Here is a 24,422-nt window from a genome sequence, read left to right on the forward strand (position 1 = left end):
ACATGACGGACAGAAAAGAGGGATTGGCTTGACAACGATAACTGCACAAAACATCTTGCTGGCCAGTGGGCAGTTTGATCGCGAAAAAGACTATTGGATGGAGAACCTTTCTCGAGAGTTTCATTCACTCGACCTTCCAACAGACTCTCGGGCCTCGTTTCAGCGTCAGTCTGAGCTTTGTGAGCTGAGCATCGTGTTTCCGGACGAGCTGAGCAAGGCACTGATTCATTTGAGCAATGGCTCGGATCAGCGTTTGTTCATGGCTTTGCTGAGTGGATTTGGCATCTTGTTGTCCAAATATACGGGACATCAGGACATATGCGTTGGAACGGCTATCTTTCGTCAAACAGAGCCGGGTGAGTTTTTGAACAAGGTACTGCCCTTGCGTCATCAGGTACTCCCGGAATGGAGCATCAAGGAGCTGCTGCAAGAAATTAGGCAGACCTTAAAGGCCGCTGTGGAACATCAGAACTACCCAATCTTGCGGGTGATCGAGGAACTGCAAGTACCGCAGCAGGGGAACAGCACACCGTTTTTTGAGGCGACGTGCTTATTGGATGTCCTTCATGATCAGGAAAGCCTGGAACAGGTTTCGAGCGAGTTGCAGCTCCTCTTTTCTAAAAAGGGGAACTCGCTCGAATTACTTGTGCGTTACGTGGGGCAAAGATACCAACTACCGATGATGGAACGGATGATGGAGCATTTGGTCCGTATCTATCAGGTTATCGTAACGCAACCGAATCAGAAGATCGCTGAAATAGCGTGCTTATCTGAGGAAGAGGTTCGGGAGTCCGTTCTTTCATTCAACGACAACCGGGTTGATTTTCCGCGCGATCAGAGCTTTGATCGCCTCTTTGAGGAGCAAGTAAAAAAGACTCCTCATCGCAAAGCGGTGACAGACGGAAAAACAACCTTAACCTATCAGGAATTAAACGAGCGATCCAACCGACTCGCGCGCCATTTTATCCAGCAAGGATTACGACCTGGCACGAAAATCGGTATCTATATGAAACGTAACGTGGATACGCTTGTTGCGATACTCGCGGTGTTCAAGGCGGGGGGAGCCTACATACCGATTGACCCAGACTATCCGCAGCATCGGATCTTGTACATTGTGCAGAAGAGCGAGATTGCAGGGTTGATAACTCAGCCCGACTTGCTAGATGGACTGGAGTCGATTCGAGCATCCTCACCGGAGCTGAAGTATCTCTATGTCTTTGGTCAATCCGATAAATCCGTAGCGTCACTTTCGGGAGAGGACATCGATCGAGAGAGTGCAGGAACAGACTTGGCTTACATCATCTTCACATCAGGCACGACTGGACAACCGAAAGGCGTTATGGTGCACCATCGTGGAATGGTTAACCACATTTTCGCTAAAATCAACGACCTATCCCTTTGCGAGGATGATCTTGTCGCACAAACGGCTTCTCTTTGCTTCGATATTTCTGTTTGGCAATATCTGTCTGTTTTGCTGGTGGGTGGCTCTGTGCAAGTGGTCGATACAGAGACGGTAATGGATACGCAGGCCCTTCATAACGTACTGCGTTCCAACCGCGTCACTGTAGCAGAAGTGGTACCATCTCTGCTTTCCGTGCTGCTTGATCTCGTTCAAGAATGGTCCGACTCCGAACGCAGCTTCCCTGATTTGCGGTGGATGGCAGTGACAGGAGAGGAGTTGCCTGCTCCTCTGGTACGGCGCTGGTTTGCCTGCTATTCGGAAATTCCATTGGTGAACATGTACGGGCCAACGGAAGCATCTGATGATATTACCCACCACATTATCCGGGAAATGCCGAGCGATCAGCAGATTGTCGTTCCCATCGGCATACCGATCCAGAACACTCATATTTACATACTCGATCAAAACCAGTGTATCTGCCCGCAAGGCGTAAAAGGAGAAATATGTGTGGCTGGTCCGGGGGTTGGATACGGCTACTACAAGGATGAGGAACGGACGAAAAAAGTTTTTCTAGCAAATCCGTATGCCAGCTGGGTAGAAGACCCTGACTATCATGTCCTCTACCGAACGGGTGATGTAGGCCGGATCACGGAGGACGGATATATTGAGTACTTCGGGAGAATGGACAATCAAGTCAAGATTCGGGGTTACCGAATCGAATTGAGTGAGATTGAACAGGTGATGCGCAGACATCCTTCGGTCAAGGATGCAGTGGTCTTGGCACTTTCAGAGGACACGGGTGCAAAGTACTTATGTGCCTATGTCGTTCCCTTGGAGGAATTTTCCGCCCTAGATGTGCGTGATTATCTGTTTACTGTGCTTCCGGAATATATGGTGCCGATGCACTATGTACAGCAAAACGTATTGCCACTTACCCCTAACGGAAAAGTGGACAGAGGGGCTTTACCGAAGCCTGGCATACAGGATCGGGTAGACACATCTATTTTTGTGTCAGCTACAACCGAGACCCAAAAAGCGCTCACCCACATCTGGGCGCAAGTTTTACAGCTCGATCCAAACACAATCAGCGCTCGGGACAATTTCTTCGCTCTAGGTGGGCACTCGTTAAAAATCAACGCAGTAGCTATGCAGGTTGCACAGCAGTTTGGCGTACAGCTTCCACTGCGAACCATGTTTAATCACCCAACTATTCAGGATCTTGGCAAAGTGATTGATGAAGCAGACAAGACGATTATGAAAACACGATTCCCAGTCGAAGCCAGATCATACTATCCTGTTACGGCTGCTCAAAGTAAGTTCTTTATTCTTCAGCAGTTGAATCCGGCTGACACAAGTCTTCACATTACGGCTGCCCGTTTCATCGAGGGTGATTTGACCCGTGAGAAGGTAGAACATGCTTTTCAAGGATTGGTTGACCGCCATGAATCTCTGCGTACCTCGTTTGATTATAGAGATGGGCAAGTGGTTCAAATTGTACATGATTCGCTAGTCTTCCGTTTGGAAGTGAGTGAAGCAAGTGCAGAGCAATTGGATGCCAGTCTGGCAACGTTTGTACGGCCATTCGACTTGCGTCAAGCGCCCTTACTGCGTGCAGGGTTAATCAGGATTGCACCGGAAAAGCATCTTTTGTTGTTCGACATGCACCATATCGTTTCAGACGGTGTATCTATGGACATTCTCGTAGAGGACTTTGTTCGTCTCTATGCAGGCGTGACACTCCCTACATTGGAAGTTCAGCAAAAAGAGTTTGCTGTCTGGCAGGAATCTGCACTTGAGTCAGGCGAGCTACAAGCTGACTATTGGACAGACTTGTTTACCAACCCGGCTCCACTTCTATCGATTCCGACTGATTACGAAAGGCCAGAATCTCTTACCTTTCCTGGTGAGACGATTGAGTTCGAGATATCGACAGAGGAGAGGCAGCGATTGCAGGAGCTGGCAACGCAGGAACATGCGACACTTTACATGGTGCTGTTGTCGGTTTACAACCTGTTGCTTGCAAAATACAGCGGCCAAGAGGATGTCGTTGTCGGAACTCCAGTAGCTGGGCGTAATTTTGCAGAGTTTGATGAAGTAATTGGGATGTTTATCAACACCATTCCCCTACGCCATTATCCAAAAGGCGAGAAAACATATCGCGAGTTTCTTGCGGAGGTCCGCGAGCATACGCTAGCCTCTTTTGAACAAGCGGATTACCCGATTGATCTGTTTGTCCAGAATCTTGGCCTTGAGCCAAATACAGGTCGTCAGCCCCTTTTTGATACGATCTTCGTCCTGCAAAACATGGACAATCCGGAAGGGGAACTGAAGCTTGAGGACATGATCGTCAAAAACTATCCACTGCCAAACAACACGGCTAAGCTTGACCTTCATCTGGCGGCTTACCCTGTTTTCGACAGACTTTTATGTAAGCTGGATTACCGCAGTGACCTGTTCCGTAGAGAAACGATGGAGCAGTTTGTGAGTGACTTCAAAAGCTTGTTGCAGCAGGTGATGGAAGAACCCGAGCGCCTCCTGCATGACTTTGAATTGACCCGTGAGGTAGCCCTTATTCAAGCACAGGGCGTCGATTGGGATTTTGAATTTTAGAGCAAGCGGTGAGTAAGAGGGGGAGGGCATATGGAGACTACTATTTCGCAAAACATTCTGCTAACCAGTCGGAAATTTAGCCGGGAGGAGCAGTACTGGCAAGAGAAGTTACAGGGAGAGTGGACGCTCTCCCTCCTTCCAACCGAAGGGACGGAGAAGGAACGCGATGGGGTGGAGGAGACAAAAGAAATATCTTTTGTCTTTCCTGATGATTTGAATGCTGCTGTTGCGGCCCATTGCGATCATCATCCGATGAAGCTCTATCTGTTCCTTCTGTCGACGTTTCAAATCATGCTGAATCGGTATAAACAGACGGACGACATGATCATTCTCACGCCCGTCTTTCAGAATCCGCTTCCCCCTAATGCTTGGAATCGGGTGCTGCCGCTGCGTGTACGGATGCATCAAGAAGCTACTTTTGCAGAAGTGGCGAAAGAGGGTAAGCAGCTGGTCAAAGAGGCAATTGAGCATCAGAACTATCCGTTTTCGCAAATGATGCAATGGCTTGAACTAGCCGACAAGGACCTGATGACACTGCTGGATACAGCCTTCGTTTTAGAAAACATGCAAGATATTACTGCTTTAGAAGGCCTGTCCTTGCAAGTGGTGTTTGCATTCAAGCAAACAGAAGATGGAATAACAGGACGTGTTCGGTATGTGGGCGAGCAGTTCGAAGAGGCTGTCATCGAACGGATGATCAACCATTATCAACAAATTCTTCGTGAAGTGGTCGTCGATCCCAAACGCTTGATTCACACAATCGATATGTTGACAGCAGCAGAGCGGACTGATCTGTTGTACACCCGAAATCAAACGGACGTTTCTCATTCTGCTCCAAAGCCGATCCATCAACTGATCGAGGAACAGGCAGCGCGGACGCCTCATCTAACAGCCGCTGTGTTTGGCAACAAAACACTTACCTACGCTCAACTTAATGGCAAAGCCAATGGCCTTGCACGTATGTTGAGGGCCAGCGGTATCGGAAAAGGAAGCTGTGTTCCAGTCTTGATGAATCGTAGCCTGAATTTGGTCATTTCCCTGCTAGCTGTAATGAAAACAGGTGCGGCATTTGTCCCGCTAGACGTGCAAAGTCCGAGCGAACGGAAAAAGCAGCTACTGGATGAATTGGATTGTCCGGTTACGCTGATCGGGCCAGAAATACGTCAAGAACCGTCATTCTTGCAATTGACACGTGCTGTAATCGTCGATGCGGATGAAATCCGGGAAGAAGAGGACTTCCATATCCAGGTAGATGTGGACGACCCGATTTATGTGATCTATACATCTGGTTCCACCGGCAAACCAAAAGGAGTTGTCATTCCTCATATCGGTATTTTCAATCGTTTTCGCTGGATGGATGAGCATTACGGTTGTACGGAACAGGACGCCATTTTCCAGACGACTCCCCATCACTACGACAGTTCGGTCTGGCAACTTTTCTGGCCGCTTTTGCATGGTGGACGTACGGTATTGCCGATTCCTGAATTCGAGATGACGCTCGATCAAGTGTTGAACGCCATTTCAACTTATCAGATTACGATTACGGACTTTGTGCCGTCGGTCTTCAACCTGCTGGTGGATCAAATGGAAACACGGATGGACATACACGACTCACTTTCTTCGATTCGCCACCTGATCTTGGGGGGGGAGGAAATTACGGCTCACACTGTGCACCTGTTTCTTCAGCGGTTTCCCCACGTTCGTATCACGAATCTGTACGGTCCGACGGAGACGTCTATTGGTGTCATCTACTTTGAGATCGACCATACCCATGAGGGGCCGATACCGATCGGTAAGCCGATAGCCAATACGAAAATTTTACTTCTGGGTTCCAATCGCAAACTTGTTCCGGCTGGACATCAAGGGGAGATTTATATAACTGGCTTGTGCTTGGGCCACGGTTACTTGCACGATCCTGAGAAAACAGCAGCCAGCTTTGTTGACAATCCTTATCCGGAAATTGGATATCAAAAGCTTTACCGGACAGGCGATCTTGGGCGTTATCTGCCGAATGGCAATATTAAGTTCTGCGGTCGCATCGATCATCAAGTAAAAGTACGCGGGCACCGAATTGAGCTGGGCGAGATTGATGAGGTGCTATTGTCCCATCCGCTAGTAAAAGAGTGTGCCGTGATATTTGAAGAAGAGAAGGCTCGATTGTGCGCGTACTACGTAGCGAATGCTCAGGAATTGACCGCAAGTGACTTGCGTGGTTATCTCAGTGAACGGCTTCCTGATCACATGATCCCTTCCTTTTTTGTCAGCATTGAAAAAATGCCTTTAACAGCAGGGGGCAAGATCAATCGCAAGCTACTGCCTGAAGTGGATGAACAACAGGTGTCCGATGCTGAATATGTAGCTCCACGAAACGAGAAGGAAGAACAGCTGGTTACCATCTGGAAAGAAATCCTGGGCATTGAAAAAGTGGGGGTACACGACAGCTTTTTCCAGCTGGGAGGGAATTCCCTGCTGTTGCTTAAAATGCATGCGCAAATGGTAAAACAAGTGGATAGCGAGATTAGCGTCGCACATTTGTTCTCCTACTACACAATTGCCATGTTTGTGGATTTTCTCGAACAAAGAAAACAGGATCAGTTTGCATCTATGGAAGATCAAAGCGATGATGATGAATCCCTTCTGGAATTGCTGAGGGAGGTCAAGGAGGGAGTTCTCTCCGTAGACAAGGGTGCCGAACTGATCGACAAAAGGAAGGGGAAATAAGATGAGTTTGCTAAAAAAATACATCTTGGAGCAAGTGGCTGCTCATCGACTGCAAGAGAAGGAAGCACTTCCTTTGCTAAAAGAACTGTCCTCTGCCAACGTAAACACTCGCCAAGATATCGCGATCATCGGTATGGCTTGTCGTTTTCCCGGAGCCAACAGCCTCGAGGAATACTGGAACAATTTGCAACAGGGGCATGATTCAATTGGTGATATCCCTGCTGCAAGGCGTCCAGATGTCGAGAGGGTAGCGAGAGAATTTTTTAACGACACAGACTTTGCGTATGAGCGGATGGGTTATCTCGATCACGTGGATTTATTTGATCATGCGTTTTTCGAGATATCACCTGCAGAGGCTCGAACCATGGACCCTTATCAGCGGATGTTTCTCGAGTTGGCATGGGAAACATTTGAACATGCCGGGTATAGCGAGAAGATGATCAGCGGTTCTCCTACAGGCGTATTTCTGGGATATTGTGACAATGAATCACAATACCAGCGTGTACTGAAAAACGTTGATTCGTCCTCACTGGCTGGCAACGTTGCAGCAATTATTGCTTCACGAATTTCCTATTTGCTGAATCTGTCAGGTCCGAGCCAACTGATAAATACATCTTGCTCTTCCTCCTTGGTCGCTCTGCACCAAGCATGTCAGGCCATTGGAAATAACGATTGTCGAATGGCTCTCGTAGGTGGAGTGAACCTGTCCCTGTTCCCGATTCAACAGGATACTGACTTTGGCATCGTTTCTGTCGAACGCAAAACCAAAGCATTTGATGACTTTGCTGATGGAACCGTGTGGGGAGAAGGTCTTGGCGCAGTTCTTTTGAAGTCATACGATCAAGCAGTCAAGGACAACGACTATATCCATGCCGTGATCAAAAGTACAGCGGTCAATTGTGATGGTCGTTCTACCAGTATTACAGCGCCCAATGCGATTTCCCAGTCCGCTTTGTTGCGAACAACCTGGGAGCGGGCGAAAATCAATCCGGAGAGCATATCCTATATTGAGGCACATGGAACAGGAACAAGATTAGGTGACCCTGTCGAGATTGAGGGGATCATGCATGCCTTTCAGAAGTTTTCAAAACGTAAGCAAATTTGCGCAATAGGCTCAGTCAAAAGCAATATTGGGCACACGATAGCGGCATCCGGTGTAGCTGGGATCATTAAGACGGCTTTGATGATGAAGCATCGCCAGATTCCGCCGACGCTGCATGTGAAACGGCCGAATACCTTAATTCCTTTTATTGATTCACCTGTTTATATAAATGATGTATTAAAGGCTTGGGATGTAGAGGTTGACCAACCTGTGAGGAGAGCCGGGATAAGTGCATTCGGCCTGAGTGGGACAAACGCCCACGTCCTATTGGAAGAGCCTCCTAAGCACGAGGCGACAGCCGTTTCAGAATCTGGCGATTACCTCATTACGTTATCTGCCAAAACAAGTGAGTCGCTATGGGATTTGCTCGAGAAATACCATGCATATTTATCAACGTCTTCTGAGCATTCCCTTCTTGATATGTGCGCTACTGCCAATAGTGGGCGCGGACACTATCGATATCGCCTTGCCTTCGTTATCAATAGTAAAGAGGACTTTTTGCAGAAAATCCATTGCTTGCGCGCGGGAGAACGGACGGAGGACGGTGCGCCGCTTGTTGATGGGAACCAGGTGTTCTACGGAGTACTGAATTCACGTGGGGAAAGTTCATTGCCGATCAGCATGCAAATAGACAGCTCTAACCCAGTAGAATTGGCCAAACAGTACGTGCGAGGGGTTTCTATCAATTGGCTTGAATACTACCGTCCAGTCAAATGGAAAAAGGTACCTTTGCCAACCTATTCCTTTGCAAAAACCCGGCACTGGGTACAATCGGATCAACCTGCAAACGACACGGTTGAGCGGCCCGCTGCTGTAGCAACTGAGGCGGCACATGAGAACGAAACAGCTGATGTTCATAAAATTGCTTCCACCTTCTTTACTTTTGGGGGAACGCTACTGAATCAGGTGAATGTCCAAAAGCAAACGGGTTTGGAAGAGGACGAAACTTTTTATTCCGGCTTGTTATCGCTTGAATGCTTGAAGCAACTAGGCGTATTCCACAAGCAGACGCAAACATATTCGCTGGAAGAATTGCGTGAAGCTGTAAGGTTTAATGGAAGAAATGAACACTTCTTCCAACTCATGCTTGAACTTGTCGTTAAAGCTTCCCTGATTGAACACGTTGAAGGGACATACCGTCTAACTGCACATGCAGAAGGTCTTGATGCGGAAGTGTTTTATCAGGATTGTCTGGATCGCTATCCAAATGAGCATGATACGTTCTCTCAATTGAAAGCGTGTTTTACCCATTACTCAACGAGCATGACGGGGCAGGACGTACTCGTGACGAACGACGGTTCTTCTGACTTATATAAGTCGTATGTGGATCGCATTACTCTTGGTAACCCTTCCGGACTTATGGCAGTGGAAACCATTGCCCAATTCATCCATTCGTTTGACCGTCCTGTTCGCATTCTGGAGCTCGGGGGCGGTTCCAGTAGCCTTACTCGCTTATTACTGCCGAAGATTGAGAAAAAAGATGTCACTTATCTGTTTACGGATTGTGCGCAATCGTCTCTCGCCGAGGTAGAAAAAGAGTTCCAAGAAGTGTACCCGTTTGTGCAGTTCCGCCTGTTCAACATGGAGCAGGCCCCAGCCGAACAAGGCTTTGATCTGCATGCTTACGATGTGATTATCGCGAATAACGCTATACACAGGACGAAGGATGTTCGGGCATCCTTATCGATTGTGCATCAGTTGCTTGCAGAGCAAGGTGTGCTGTTTGCAATCGAGCTCGTGAAAAATCGTTCAACGGCAAATGTGATCGGGGGGCTTGCCGCAGACTGGTGGCAGTACGAGGACACAGATCTTCGACACCAAGCCAGACTAATGGATGCCTCGCGCTGGGAAAAGGCGCTTCGGGATACGAACTATCAATCGGTTGCCATGTATCCATCATCAACAGCGCTGTTTGATCTTTCTAATTCAGCATTATTGATCGGACACTCAGCGTATACCCCACAAGAGTATCGGGAGTGGATCTATCAGATCAATTGGCAAACGAAAGAGCTGACCACCAATCATCAGTCCCAGCGCCCAGGGATCTGGCTGGTGTTTCAAGATGAAGGCGGTGTAGGAGAAACGCTGGCTGACGCGATGTCATCGGACGGACATGAAGTGTTCAGATTTCGCACTGGTGAGGCTTTTGCCGCCGTTTCTTCCCACGAGTTTATTCTAGATCCTAGCCAGCCAGCAGATCTGCGACGTGTGTTCGAGAGACTCGGGGACAAAAAGGAAAAGCTGACTGGGATGATCCATTTATGGAGCTTGACCTCGGGCGCCCAACAGCCAAATGATCTCGGAGAGCTTGAAGCCCTTGAGTCAGCGCAACATCTGGGCGTTTACAGTCTGTTTCATTTAACACAAGCGTTGCTTGAGCTGGATCTGAAGCAGGTGCTAGATTTACGAATCGTTTCGAACTACGCACAGGCAGTAGATGACAACGGACCTGTTTTTCCTGAAAAAGCTCCTTTGTTCGGTCTAGCTAAGGTGATCTCGCAGGAAAATCCTAAGCTGCAGTGCTTTAGCCTGGATCTTGCAACAAAAGGGCATTCAACATCGCAGTTGGCAGATCAGCTTCTAGCGGAAATTCGCAGCAATCGGGATGACACATTGGTAGCCTATAGAGGAAATCGCATCGTACCTGAGATGAATCGCTGCAATATCGATAAAATTCCGAAACGGCCCGTAGAGATACGTGAAAATGGTGTTTACTTGATCGCCGGAGGTACCGGAAAACTGGGGCTGGCATTTAGTAAACATCTGGCCGCACAAAAAAATGTGACGCTCGTGCTAATTAATCGTTCTCCACTCCCACCTAACCACGAGTGGCAAGAGCGTTTACAGCATCCAGACTGCAATGCTACTGAGGCACGAAAGCTAAGAGGTCTGATTGAGCTAGAGGAAATGGGAGCGCAAGTAGTCTGCTACGCAGCAGACGTGTCCGACCGTCAGCAGATGGAGGATATTTCTGCGCGAGTCCGTGCCCGTTATGGCCCGATCAACGGTATTATCCAATCCGCGGCGCATATCACCTTTGAGACGATTCAGACGAAGTCGTTCTCCCATTTTCAAAATGGTTTGAAAGCGAAGATGGCGGGCACAGTTATACTCGATCAAATAGCTGAGCCGGAGCATCTGGATTTCTTTGTGATCTTCTCATCACTTGCTTCGATTTGGGGTGGAGCGACTGGAAGTGACTATGTCTCATCCAACTGCTTCCTGGATGCCTATAGTGCAGCACGGAGTCGAACGGGAAAACCAACGATAGCTTTGAACTGGTATGCGTTTGAAGGCATAACAGGTCCTGGTTTTATCGGATACATGCCGATGGATGGAGCCATTCAAGCCTTCGATGCATCGTTGTTTTGCCAAACTGAGCATCTGATCATTGGACAATTTGATTTGCAGGTGCTGAAGGAATGGGCACCATCCCTGAAAGTAAAGCTCGGAGATTCGATCTTTGCAAGCGAAAAGTCTCGTAAAGAACGCGAAGTACCATCTGAGTTGACCATGCAAAACCGTGTTGTTTTGTCTGGCAGGGAGAAAGGCGATCCCTACACTTCGTCGGAGCTTGCCTTAGGTCAGATTTGGTCTGATGTGCTGGGTTACACCGAGTTGAGCATCGACGATGACTTTTTCAGACTGGGTGGCGATTCTCTTTTGGCAATCGGTATCGTTTCCCGTGTCACTAAACAGTTGCAAAAAGAGATGACAATCACTGACCTGTTTCAGACTCCGACAATCCGCCAATTGGCAGTGCTGATGGCTCCGAATGAAGAAACAGCTGTGTCAGTGATTCCTGTAGCAGAGTATCGGGAAGCTTACCCCGCCACCTCGTCGCAGCAGAGAATTTATGTGCTGGAACAGATGCAGGAAGGGGCAGTTGCCTATAACATCCCTACAGTTATGATGCTTGAAGGAGAGCTGGACAGAGCGGCTTTCGAACGTGCATTTGTCACACTGGTGCAGCGTCATGAGTCGTTGCGCACCTCATTTTCCATTGTGGATGGAGCTTTGATGCAAACCGTTCAACCAAGCGTAGATTTTACATTGGCGTATCGTGAAGTCGACGAGAACGAGGCCAGAAGAACGGTCAAACAATTCATCCAACCATTTGACTTGTCAAAAGCGCCGCTTGTTCGCGGTATGCTCATTCGAATTGATGTCAACAAACACTTGTTGCTGTTCGACATGCATCACATTATTTCCGATGGTGTATCCATCAACATTTTGATCCGCGAGTTCTTCCAATTGTATCAGGGACTAGAGCTACCCGAGCTGCGGATTCAATATAAAGACTACAGCGTGTGGCAAACAGAGCAGCTAGGTAATGGAGTATTGGCCGCTCAGGAGAAATTCTGGCAGAAAGAGCTGGATGGAGAACTTCCTGTGCTTAATCTGCCTACGGACCACCCTCGACCGTCTATTCAGAGTTTTGAGGGAGATGTCCTGACCTTTGAGATCCCTCAAGAGATGACAGAGAAGGTACTGGCACTGGCAAAAAACAATGGGGCAACCTTGTACATGACGCTACTGGGAGCGCTCACCATTATGCTGTCGAAATACGCTGGCGAAGAAGACATTATCATTGGATCGCCGGTGGCTGGCCGTCATCATGCTGACCTGGAAAACATCGTGGGTGTCTTTTTGAACACACTGGCGATGAGAAACTTCCCGCGAAGCGATCGAACCGTGGCGGATTTCCTTCAGGAAGTAAAAGAACGGGCACTGGCGGCGCTCTCTCATGCCGACTATCCGTTTGAAATGCTGGTGGATCGTCTGACGTTGCCAAAAGATACGGCGCGCAACCCACTGTTTGATGTGATGTTCATTTTGCAAAATACTGGCGACGCAAAAGGAAGCATGAGTGCAAATGGGCTGACGCTCTCTCCTTACCCATTTGAACAGCGCTCTGCCCAGTTTGATCTGACCTTTGACATCATTGAACGAGAACAGCGCCTAATTGTCGATATCGAATACAGCAACAAGCTGTTCAGCAAAGAGACGATCGCGTCGATGTCCACACACTTCCAGAAGATTCTGGAACAAATGGTGGAAAATCCTGAACAGTTGATCGGCAAGATGTCTATGCTGGCAACAGAAGAACGCTTGCTACTGATTGAGCAATGGAATGACACGAGTTTGGAATACTCTCGTGAAAAAACAGTCGTCGAGCTCTTTGAAGAGGTAGCGGCAACACAGCCGAATGCGCTAGCTGTATCATGCGGAGATGAAAAAGTTACTTATGCGGAATTGAATAAGCGAGCAAACCAAGTAGCTCGTTTGATCAAGCAACACGGCGTCACTGCTGATACTTGCGTGGGCCTTTTGACGAATCGCTCCGTGGAAATGATGGTTGGACTCATGGCGATCTTGAAAGCAGGGGCTGCGTTTGTTCCGATTGATCCGCACTATCCAGAAGAACGTATCTCCTATGTTTTGGAAAACAGCATGACTCGCCTCGTCTTAACCCACGATTCCCTGGCTGAGAAGCAGTGGGGAAGTGTTGTCCGAGTGGACGTAAACGATTCCCGGGTGGAGACGGAAGACGATTCCAATCTTCCGCTACAGGCTACACCTGGTGATCTAGCCTATGTCATTTACACATCGGGTTCTACTGGCAAGCCTAAAGGCGTCATGGTTGAGCACGGTAATTTGATGAGCTTCTGCCCAGGGATCGGGGAACACATCGATTTTGCCAGCGCAGACAAAATGCTGGCTGTGACGACGATTTCGTTTGATATTTTTCTGCTTGAAACGATTGTCCCGCTGACGAAAGGGATGACCGTGGTCATTGCAACCGAACAACAGCAAGCCGATCCGCAGGTGCTCAAGGAGTTGATTTTGCAGGAAGAAATCACTTTCCTTCAACTGACTCCATCCCGTCTACAGCTCATGCTGGAAGAGAAGAGCAACTTGCACGCACTTGACTGCCTGAAAGCGATCCTGCTTGGAGGAGAAGCCCTTTCAACGTCTTTGTTCCAAAGGCTTCGCACACAGACCAAGGCGAGACTTTACAATTTGTACGGTCCGACGGAAACAACGATTTGGTCTACGGTGAACGACTTGACCGACGCAGCGGAAGTAACGATTGGAGCGCCGTTGCCCAATACACAAGTCTACATCCTCGATGAGCATCTGCAAGTGCAGCCGAAGAAGATCACTGGCGATCTTTACATCGCAGGAGATGGGGTAACGAGAGGCTACTTCGGCCAGCCAACACTGACGGCTGAGCGCTATATCCCAAATCCGTTTAAACCTGGTCAACGTATGTACAAAACAGGTGATCTCGCGAGATGGCTGCCGGATGGGCGGATTGAATACGTGGGACGATCCGATTTTCAGTGCAAAGTGCGTGGTTATCGGATCGAATTAGGTGAGATTGAAACAGCCCTTTCTCAGCATCCGGATATTACGGAAGCGGTGGTCAGTGTGCGAGATACCGCCAGCAATCCTTACCTGGCTGCCTACTATATGGGAACGCAAACGTTGGACATTGATGAATTGCGAGCGATGCTAAGCAAAAGCTTACCCGATTACATGATTCCACATTTCTATACGCATATGAGTATGTGGCCGCTGACACCAAACGGAAAACTGGATCGCAAATCATTGCCAGAACCTAATGCCCTCCAAGACAAGCACAACGAATATCAAGCCCCGGCTACCAGACTGGAAGAACAGGTGGCGGGCATTTGGCGGGAAGTGCTTAAGCTTGAAACGGTCGGAATGCAGGATAACTTCTTCCACATAGGTGGTAATTCGCTTTTACTGGTGCAAGTTCATGCCAAGCTTGAACAGCTTTACCCTGGACGGGTTCGAATTGCCGATTTGTTCGCCCATCCTACGCTGTACAGCCTAAGCAACTTTTTGAAGAACACTGCTTTAGATGGAGCGGATGAACAGGAGGAAACGGATACGACCACGTATTGGTTGAAGGAGTTGGATCGTGTCTCGCTAATAGAGCTGCCGTCTCCGTATTGGGCTAGTGGAGATGCGAATACGGACACAAACTGGGTCCAATTTTCACTTACGGATGATCTGTTTGAAAATGTGCAGCAGGTAAGTCAAATGGAGGCTGTTGAGGTGAGAGACGTTCTGCTCTCGATGTATCTATACCTCATGGCCGAATTGACAGAACAGCAGGATCTTTATATGGAAGTGGCTGTCGCCCGGGAGCTGCAGATGAATGCCTATCCATTCCGGGTAAACATGTCAGAGATCAACACCTTCTTCGATCTATTCAAGCAGGTGCAGCAGAAACGACAGTTCATCGAGAACATGACGGGGGATGCCTCGTTGTGGCTAAAAAAATTGCGGACGGATCGCAATGATGGAACCATTATTCCATTCTTCGGCAGTGTCAATGAGTTTACAGATGCATCGTTCACACACGATGAACATGAGCTTACCTTCTGGATCAAGGAAGGAAAAGACATGATTGATATCGTGTGTGCATTCGACCCTGATTGTCTCCGGGTAGAAAAAGTTACGGAGATGACACAGGATTACCAGCAATTACTCAGGATGCTAGTGAATGAATATATGACGTAGAGAAGGGTGATCAATAATGGACAAAATCGCACTCTTATTTCCGGGACAAGGTTCGCAATATGTTGGAATGGGCCAAGCATTATGTGAGGCCCACCCCATTGCGGCTCGCACCTTTGAAGAAGCAAGTGATGCGCTTGGATTGAACCTGCAAACGCTTTGTTTTGCAGGGGATGTACAAGAACTGACCAAAACAGAGCACGCACAGCCAGCAATCCTGACGGCAAGTGTCGCAGCCTTCCGCGTTTATTCACAGGAAATGGACATCGAACCGAAGTGGGTGGCGGGTCACAGTCTGGGCGAGTTTACGGCCCTGACTTGTGCCGGTGCTATCCAGTTTGCAGATGCCGTCCGCCTTGTCTATCGCCGAGGTCAGTTCATGCAGGCGGCTACTCCGCAGGGTGTCGGAGCCATGTCAGCAATCTTCGGGTTGAATGTTCAACTTGTCGAGGAGATTTGTCGAGAACATTCTCGTGACGATGCCATCGTCGTGGTCGCCAACCATAACTCCGCTGATCAGATCGTCATCTCCGGTCATGCACATGCGGTACGGCAAGTAGAGGAAGCGTGCAAGCAGCATGGCTCGACTTCCGTTGTCAGCCTCAAGGTGAGTGCGCCTTTCCATTCGCCACTCATGGTGCAAGCCGCTGAACAATTAAACGAAGAACTGAAGCGGTATACGTACTGCGATCCCAAATGGCCTGTCATTTCCAATGTAACAGCACAACCCTATGTCCATGCTGATCAGCTTGTCGATTTGCTCACAGCCCAGACAACCAGCCCTGTTCGCTGGCAAGCTACGATGGATTACTTGGTAAAACAGGGAGCGAATACCGTAATTGAGCTCGGACCAAAAAGTGTACTGACAAATTTGGCCAAAAAATATCCGCTTCGCGCCTTTGCCTTTGACAAGCAGGGGGAGATCGAGCGTTATCAGCAAGAGCTTCAAGATGCTAAAACGCGTAATCAAGCAGCAATTGCCCAATTCGTCGATTCTTGCATTGCGATTGCCGTTTGCACGAAAAACCGCGGTCTCGATGAAGAAGCGTACCAGCAAGGGGTGATTATGCCCTATCAAGCACTTCAACAACTGAGACAACAGCTGGAACAAGGGGAAAAAGAGGGGGGCTATGGGGATGTACGCGAAGCTTTTTCTCTGCTTCGTTTGATCTTGCAAACCAAAAAAGCTCCTGAAGCGGAACAAGCCATGCGTTTTGAACAGCTGACCAGCAAACCAGACCTGCAACAGCGATTTCCCGAGATCAGCAACGTATGGCAAGCAAGCTAAGCCGAACCAGGTAAGCAGAGGACTCAAGGAGGAAGAATGCAGTGAGCAAGCCATTAGGACTTAACCGAGTCAAACTGAATAAACAGCAGACGGATGCTCATTCAACTGACAGCAAAGCCAATCAACACGATATTGCGGTGATTGGTGCTGCTTGCCGATTCGGAAGCGCAGAAAACCCGGAAGACTTTTGGCGTCTGTTACAAGCTGGTCAAGATTGCGTCCGAGAGCTTCCCAAAGAGCGCCAGAACGATTTGATTCCATTGTTACTCGCCAAAGGGTTGACGATGGAGAAAATTCAATTTCGAGAGGCTGCCTACCTGAATGACATTGATAAATTCGATCCGCAATTCTTCGGTCTTTCTCCTAAGGAAGCAAGCCAGATGGACCCGAACCAGCGCTTATTTTTGCTGACATGCTGGGAGGCGATTGAGGACGCTGGATATGGTGGAACGATGCTCGCGGGCAGCCGTACGGGTGTATATCTGGGGTTTAGCAGTGATTTTGGTGAAGAGTATCGACGAATGATTCGGGAGCTGGAACCAGATGCAATGTCCACCTCAATCATTGGCAATATGAAATCGGTGATCGCATCTCGCGTCTCCTACCTGTTGGATCTCAAAGGTCCGAGCATGCTTGTGGATACTTCGTGCTCCTCGTCGCTGATGGCAGTTCATCTGGCATGCCAAGCGATTCGTCGAGGAGAATGTGAGATGGCGCTGGCCGGCGGTGTCAAGCTCATCTTGCTGTCTTTACAAGATGGAAGCAATGATTTGGGAATTTTATCGCAATCTGGGCGTACTCGCCCTTTTGACAATGATTCAGACGGTACGGGTGTCGGTGAAGGCGTTGGCGCCGTTTTGCTGAAACCGTTGACCAAGGCTCTTGCAGACGGGGATTCGATTTATGCCGTGATCAAAGGAAGCGCCGCCAATCAAGACGGCCATTCTTTCGGGCTTACGGCGCCAAATTCATTGGCACAAGCCGAAGTGATCCAGCAGGCATGGAAAGACGCGCAGATTGACCCCGAAACGCTTTCGTATATTGAGGTACACAGCATAGGCACAAAGCTGGGTGATCCTATGGAGATGGACGGGCTTGAGAGAGCATTTCGCCCGTACACAAAGCGGCGCCAATTTTGCGGGATCGGCTCCGTAAAAACGAACATCGGTCACACCGATCACGTAGCGGGTATGGCTGGTCTTTTCAAGGTGATCCTGTCTCTTAAACAAAAGCAGATTCCTCCGCATTTGCATTTTCAGCGCGCGAATCGGATGATTCCTTTTGAACAATCTCCCATTTACATCCATGACACTTTGACAGAGTGGGAACCAGAGAAAAGCGTGCGACGGGCTGGAATCAGTTCGTTTGGCATGAGTGGAACGAATGTGCACCTCGTAGTAGAGGAAGCACCCTTCATTCAGCCTCCCAAGCAAGACGAAGGGTTTCAGGCAATCGCTTTATCCGCTAAAAGCAAGGAGAGCTTGCTCAACCTGTTGCTCCGCTTTCAGAAGTGGACCAGCAAGCCTGTGGAAGAACTGCCGACATTGGAAAGTCTCAGCTTTACGGCAAATACGGGCCGTAGTCACTTTGGCTACCGATTGCTGATGATTTGCAGAGACATGGATGATTTTTCCGCAAAAATCTCTATGTTGTGCGCGAATGATTGGACAACACTTTCTGAACCGGATATTTTCTTTGGCTGGCACAAGGTTATCTCGCAGGAAAAAGCGGATAGAGAGCCAGGGATACTCACTGAGGCAGAGCAACAAGCGATGAATAAGGCTGCTAATGCACTTTTACAAAAGCTTTTATTGGCGCAAAGCAAAGAGTTATCTGATCTGAAAGAGCTTGGCGAATTGTATGTGAGTGGGGCAGATGTACGCTGGAGTGCCATGCATACGTTTAAAAAGCCGTGCCGCGTGCACCTCCCTGTTTATCCGTTTGAGCGTAAGCGTTGTTGGCTGGACATCTCTTCTCTGCATTCTCTTGACAAGGATGCCAGGAGAGACGAAGACCATGTTGCACCGCGAAAATCTGGAGAAGCGAAGCTGCCAAATGTGTTGGTACGTGGGAGAAAACAGGATACCTACACCGTTTTAGAGCAAGAGCTGGCTCGCATTTGGGGATATGTTCTGGGGCTTGAAGAAGTAGATGTCCATGACAATTTTTACGAGCTGGGCGGGGACTCGATCATCGCGATTAGAATGATCAGCGAAATCTCAAAGCGAATGAACCGAGAAGTAGAAGTACAAGACCTACTTACCCATTCGACGATTTCCGAATTTGCTGCCTATCTGGATGCGGCTGGGCATGAAGAAGGACAGGTTGCGAAAGCAGAAGCAGCTGCTACTGTCGTTCAAACTGTCCAAACTGTTCAACAACGAAACACAAAATCATTACATGGTACGCAAATCAAACGCAGCTCGTATGCCGATGTCAGTCAATTATCTTGGCGTCAATGGAATTGTTATGATCGCGGTCTCGCTTTATTAATGGAGGAGCAGGATGCCCATCTGATTCCGTATTTCAAGCTTTTTCTCGGGTTAAAGCGCGGCTATCAGCTTGATGCGGAGGGGTACCCCTATTCGTATCGGGAGCATCCTGAGGTTATGGGATATTTGTCGGATGAGGAGATGCTTTACAAATTTGGCTATCGGGTCAAACTCATGCCTGTCGCTCGTCTGGATGAATTGCATGAATCGATCATTCACCAGTTGGATCAAGGCAAGCCAGTAATGGTTGCGTTTGACGAGTATTACACCTTTTACACGACGCAATACCAGAAGGAACATACCGATCATCTCACCGTTATTACTGGCTATGACCATGAAAAGCAGGTCTATACGATCATCAATCACAATCATTTGACTCGCGGGCAAGCTCAGCGAATCCAGTACGATAAATTTTCCACAACGTACCAAACGCTTGAGGAGATTTATGCAAATGTAGAGCCGCATTCTCGGCTGATCATGGTGCTTGATCGCGTTGCAGATGACGAAGCAATTCTGCGTACCAGCGCAGAACAGGAGTTGCTGTTTTTACTAAAAGCGGTCGAGAGTAAACAGCAAGTTGGTCGTGAGCTTACGCTGTTGCTGTCGCTTACGGAGCAGCCAGACACCTATTTTGATGAAGCCAATCTAAACGAGCTCTACGTTCAATTAGGCGGCAAAGAACTGTGGGTGGAAACATTATTGGACTGCTACATTCCACAGGCTGATCAGTCTGTACGCGAACTAGCGGAGGAGATTTTGCAGACATCCACTAACGCGGTGAATCGCTATGCTCTTAGCTTATACAAAGAAAAAATGTTGAAACGTTCCGATGTGGAAGCTGCTATCGACAAGTTGCGTTCTCTCACTCGTCAATTTCTACAACAAGTATTTGCCTTGCGAGAGCGTGATTCGGATATCCGATAGTCGCATGTGTTTACCATTACGATAGACAGGAAGGAGAGTGCTCATGTCACTCACCGAGATTCAACCGAGCAAGCATCCGAACCTGGATTGCATCGGCGCTTCTATCTACACGGTTCTGAAATACCTGAACTTTTCCGCCTTGGAAACAGCCTGGAAGCAGTGCGGTGCCATCTATCTAAAAACGCAGGATTCTCCTTATGGAGATGTAAACGGTCAATACATGAGAACAGTCGCAGAGCTGGCGTGGATTCATCATATCCGCGTAGAAGGACGGGCTGAACCGGAAAACGACCTGTTTTTGGAAAATATACAAGAACGTTTGGAACGGGGGGTACCGACAATCGTCCTCTGCAATATGGCGGAACTCCCATACAACCCTTATTATCAGGACCTGCCTGAAATGCATAGCATCATTGTCACAGGAAGAGAAGGTAACCAGCTTCTGATTGTCGATGATTACTACCGCTACAAAGGCCTGTTGCCCATCGAGCAATTTTTACTGGCGAGTAACTCTTCCTATCGGGATGCAGGCACAGGCGAATGGTATCCACTCCACAATCGATCATTTGAATTGGTACTTTCAGATTCCCAGCATCCTACGTTCGATCAGTTACTGGAAGCAGTCAGGAGCAATCTCAGCGTACTAGAGGGTCGTTGCGATACAAGTCAAATCAAGCGGGAGTTGGATGTACCCGACGATGTCAACGTCGAGGTAGGGCTGAAATCCCTTGATCCTTTTCTAAAAGACGTAGAGGCGTTTCTCGCTAGCGGAGTGGAGATTACAGACGATCACCTCGATATCCTTAACCACAGCTTGATCAGCATGGCACAAACACGAGCGATGTATGCCAATGTCCTGCAAGTGATCAGTGAGAAGTACCAAAACTTTGGAGAACTTGCCGAGCAGTATCGCAGTATTGGACATCAATGGAAAATTACGACCAATATGATTTTGAAGGCTTTTGACAGTAATCGCAGTGACATGGTTCATCGCGTTCTGCAAAAAATCAGCAGCATAAAAACGCAGGAATTTGAGGCGGTCACAAAAACAAGAGAAGTACTGGAACGGGTTGGCGTTGTTGTGTAAGCATCATCTAGCACATGGAGGGACTCCTATGGAAAGGGAAAACGAAGTATACGAGACGCTCCTACAGTTGTTTTCTGAGTACGTGAACGAAAGCGGAGAACTTACGGAGTACATTGAGTCATTGACCTTTATCAGGTCGGTCGTAAAGGTTGAAAAAGAGTTTGGCATTGAATTCGATGATGACATGCTCCATTTGGAAAACTTTCAAGACATGAAAATGTTGGCAGGTTACATCCAGCAAAAAATGGATGAAAAATCTGCTTGATCGAAGGGCCAAGATATTTATGGTAGATCGGACGAAGACGGGAAAACACGGGAGAGAGGGCTCAACATGCTAACGAAAATGATGGCCATAAGTCACATGATTGGCAATACGCCTTTAATCAAACTTGAGCATGAGCACATCAATCTGTTTTGCAAGCTGGAGTACAACAATCTCATGGGTAGTGTAAAAGTGAGGCCAGCCTTTTACATATTACAGGAGGCGATCAAAAGAGGAGAGATCACGCAGGAAACTACTGTAATCGAATCTTCTTCGGGAAATTTTGCTATCGCTTTGGCAACATTGTGCAAGCAACTCGGAATTAAATTTATTCCAGTCATTGATCCAAACATCAATCCAGTCTATGAGAACTTGCTCAGGGTATTTGCCCATGAGGTCGTAAAAGTAACAGACCGTGACGAGACAGGAGGATTTCTCCTGACGCGCATCCAAACGGTCAATCGTCTACTCAATGAGACGAAGAACTCGTTTTGGACCAACCAGTATGGAAATCCGGATAGTGCTCGAGCCCATTACTTCGGACTGGGAGCCGAGATCGCAGACAGCTTCGAGACATTGGACTACGCATTTATCGGCGTTAGCTCTGGCGGTACGATTACTGGAATTTCGCAGCGATTGAAAGAACGATATCCGAACATAAAAATAATTGCTGTCGATACGGCAGGCTCAGTGATTTTCGGACAAGAGCCACAAAAACGATACATCCCGGGAATTGGATCAAGCATGCGGCCTGACATACTCAAGGGCGCGATTATTGATGAGGTTGTTCATGTTTCGGAGGAGGATACAGTCGAGGCTTGCTATCAGCTGTACGCTGAGCATGGCATTTTTGCTGGAGGATCTTCTGGGACTTCCTACTGGGCAATAAAAAACTATTTCAAAGATCAAAAGCACGTAGTCAAGCCTAATGTCGTCTTTTTATGCCCAGACGGTGGTATGCCATATGTCAATACCGTATACAACCAGGAATGGGTTCAGTGGTTGCATCAGCAAAAGCATTCTTTCGTTGGCAATTAATCAGTGTCCAATAAATCTACTACGAGAAGCAGGGTGGGATGTACGATGTTATATCTAAACACGAGCGATATTGAAAAGGTCGGCAAGAATTGGAAGGAAACGATTGATGTCATTGAACATGCTGTACATTCCTTACACAAGGAAGATTATGCACAGCCGATTAAACCTTACTTGCGATATCATGACATGGCAAACCGCATTATTGCCATGCCAGCATTTGTAGGCGGAGATACTTACATGGCGGGAATCAAGTGGATTGCCAGTTTCCCGAAAAACCTCCAAGAGGGAATCCAACGCGCGCATTCGATTACCATCCTGAACGAAGCCAGAACGGGTAAGCCTGTGTCAACGATTAATACGGCCCTGGTCAGCGGTATTCGAACGGCTTCTGTTTCCGGCCTTCTCCTCAAGCATTACGAACAAGTACGTCCCCTGCAAAATGTAACGGTCGGAATTATCGGATTTGGTCCGATTGGCAGACTTCATTTGCAAATGGTAACGGCCATGTTAGGAGAGAAGATCGCCAAGGTGGTTCTCTATGACATTGCGGGTATCCAGCAGGAGCATATTCCGGCTGAGATAAAAGAGAAAACCGTTATCGCGCAAACGTGGGAAGAAGCCTATTGCGAGGCAGATGTGTTCATTACGTGCACCGTATCACCGCATGGTTTTATTGACAAGCAACCAAAACGCCATTCTTTGTTGTTAAATGTGTCGTTACGCGATTTTACACCAAAAATTCTCGACTATACCCGTTCCATTATCGTTGACGACTGGACCGAAGTTTGCCGTGAGAACACGGACATCGAGATCATGCATCTGGAGAGAGGATTGCAAAAAGAAGATACCAAATCCATCACGGATATCGTCTGCCTTGACCAGATGAAAGAATTTCCACAAGATGAGCCCATCATGTTTAATCCGATGGGGATGGCAATTTTTGATATCGCCATTGCTGCCTATTATTACAAACAAGCACTCTCGCAGGGGATCGGAACTCACTTGCAAGACTAACTGGAGGTTACCATTTTGTACGATGTGCTAGCAAATCTAAAACTGGTAGAGTCATCTCGTATTTGTTTGCACGAGGCACATGAAAACAAGCGACTACACAAGACCAGACAGATCATTGAGGAGGAAGGGATTTTGCGTCATCCTCCGTTGGCGATTCTCATGCAAAACGGCCAGTATTTGATCATTGATGGTGCACATCGGACCTTTGCTCTCCAAATGCTTGGGTGCAAACATATCCCTGTACAGGTAGTGGGGCATGAGGATTTTCACTTGGATATGTGGGATCATATTGTGCCAGTCGCTTCATGGTTGCAGTCAGTGGAGCAGGATTCTGTGTTTCGGTGGGAAACAGAGCGTTTAGGAGAAACGCCTGTGGCAGAAATGAAGATAGGGAATAAGGAACGCTTCTATTTGTATCCAAATGAGAATCGGCAGGATGATGAGTGGCGAATGACGCTATGGCGTCAATTAGTGGACAGCTACACCTATAGCCACCCGGTGCATCGTCTGCCCACAGGGATGCTTGAGTGGCCGGACACAGGAGCCGCCTTGATACGATTCCCGCCAATCAATTTGGCGGAATTGGAGCGTATCGTATCGGAAGGGCATGTTTTGCCTGCGGGTGTTACCCGTTTTGAAATAGACGGGCGTCTATTAAACTTGTGTATTCCGATTAGCCTATTGAAACAGGAGCAAATCGAGCGAGAACAGTGGGAGCGATTGGTTAAAAAATGGAGAGAAACCTTGCGCCTCTACTCGAAACCCGTGTATATGTGCGATGCGTAATAAGAAACCGTGGCGAGTTTGATTCGCCACGGTTTCTATCCAATCCCAATTTACATCACGTACTCGTTTACTTGCGGTTGCGGTCTTTCCCACAGACGCAGTGCCTAAAAAGGAGTGGATCATTCTGCAAAAGATTATAGAT

10 protein-coding genes are annotated in these 24,422 nt (G+C 48.1%); all 10 read left to right on the forward strand.

The window, feature by feature from the left end:
• Positions 1-28: 28 nt before the first annotated feature.
• The 10 genes from edeK (at position 29) to E8L90_RS07370 (ending at position 24,280) form a co-directional block, all read left to right on the forward strand.
• On the forward strand, positions 29-4,012 hold the full coding sequence (gene edeK / locus E8L90_RS07325; RefSeq protein WP_137028633.1) for an edeine non-ribosomal peptide synthetase EdeK: 3,984 nt from the start codon (positions 29-31) through the stop codon (positions 4,010-4,012).
• A 30-nt stretch (positions 4,013-4,042) separates the two neighbouring features.
• Positions 4,043-6,733 carry an edeine non-ribosomal peptide synthetase EdeJ gene (gene edeJ / locus E8L90_RS07330; RefSeq protein ID WP_137028634.1) on the forward strand — a complete coding sequence of 897 codons (2,691 nt, stop codon included), beginning with the start codon at positions 4,043-4,045 and terminating at the stop codon, positions 6,731-6,733.
• Between the two features lies 1 nt (position 6,734).
• Positions 6,735-15,392, forward strand: coding sequence for an edeine biosynthesis hybrid PKS-NRPS EdeI (edeI, locus tag E8L90_RS07335; RefSeq protein ID WP_137028635.1), 8,658 nt, complete (start codon positions 6,735-6,737; stop codon positions 15,390-15,392).
• Between the two features lie 16 nt (positions 15,393-15,408).
• Complete coding sequence (fabD, locus tag E8L90_RS07340) at positions 15,409-16,677, forward strand: ACP S-malonyltransferase (protein ID WP_137028636.1); 1,269 nt, start codon at positions 15,409-15,411, stop codon at positions 16,675-16,677.
• Positions 16,678-16,718: 41 nt separating this feature from the next.
• Positions 16,719-20,093, forward strand: coding sequence for a beta-ketoacyl synthase N-terminal-like domain-containing protein (locus tag E8L90_RS07345; RefSeq protein WP_137028637.1), 3,375 nt, complete (start codon positions 16,719-16,721; stop codon positions 20,091-20,093).
• A gap of 43 nt (positions 20,094-20,136) precedes the next feature.
• Positions 20,137-21,180: a BtrH N-terminal domain-containing protein gene (locus E8L90_RS07350; protein ID WP_137028638.1), complete on the forward strand. Its 1,044-nt coding sequence runs from the start codon at positions 20,137-20,139 to the stop codon at positions 21,178-21,180.
• A 28-nt stretch (positions 21,181-21,208) separates the two neighbouring features.
• A complete protein-coding gene (locus E8L90_RS07355) occupies positions 21,209-21,445 on the forward strand; it encodes an acyl carrier protein (protein ID WP_137028639.1) in 237 nt (78 codons plus the stop codon).
• Between the two features lie 66 nt (positions 21,446-21,511).
• Complete coding sequence (gene sbnA / locus E8L90_RS07360; RefSeq protein ID WP_137028640.1) at positions 21,512-22,480, forward strand: 2,3-diaminopropionate biosynthesis protein SbnA; 969 nt, start codon at positions 21,512-21,514, stop codon at positions 22,478-22,480.
• 45 nt (positions 22,481-22,525) lie between these two features.
• The gene (gene sbnB / locus E8L90_RS07365; protein ID WP_137028641.1) at positions 22,526-23,494 is read left to right on the forward strand and encodes a 2,3-diaminopropionate biosynthesis protein SbnB; all 969 of its coding nucleotides are present in this window, start codon (positions 22,526-22,528) and stop codon (positions 23,492-23,494) included.
• A 24-nt stretch (positions 23,495-23,518) separates the two neighbouring features.
• Entirely contained in the window at positions 23,519-24,280 is a 762-nt protein-coding gene (locus E8L90_RS07370) for a ParB N-terminal domain-containing protein (RefSeq protein ID WP_244297500.1), read from the forward strand.
• Positions 24,281-24,422: the final 142 nt, after the last annotated feature.

It is taken from the genome of Brevibacillus antibioticus (genome assembly GCF_005217615.1).
GTDB lineage: Bacteria > Bacillota > Bacilli > Brevibacillales > Brevibacillaceae > Brevibacillus > Brevibacillus antibioticus.

What these genes read in the sequence shown, in the direction of transcription:
- edeJ (WP_137028634.1), top strand. Translation starts at nt 4,043, where the DNA reads ATGGAGACTACTATTTCGCAAAACATTCTGCTAACCAGTCGGAAATTT.
- edeI (WP_137028635.1), top strand. Translation starts at nt 6,735, where the DNA reads ATGAGTTTGCTAAAAAAATACATCTTGGAGCAAGTGGCTGCTCATCGA.
- fabD (WP_137028636.1), top strand. Translation starts at nt 15,409, where the DNA reads ATGGACAAAATCGCACTCTTATTTCCGGGACAAGGTTCGCAATATGTT.
- E8L90_RS07350 (WP_137028638.1), top strand. Translation starts at nt 20,137, where the DNA reads ATGTCACTCACCGAGATTCAACCGAGCAAGCATCCGAACCTGGATTGC.
- E8L90_RS07355 (WP_137028639.1), top strand. Translation starts at nt 21,209, where the DNA reads ATGGAAAGGGAAAACGAAGTATACGAGACGCTCCTACAGTTGTTTTCT.
- sbnA (WP_137028640.1), top strand. Translation starts at nt 21,512, where the DNA reads ATGCTAACGAAAATGATGGCCATAAGTCACATGATTGGCAATACGCCT.
- sbnB (WP_137028641.1), top strand. Translation starts at nt 22,526, where the DNA reads ATGTTATATCTAAACACGAGCGATATTGAAAAGGTCGGCAAGAATTGG.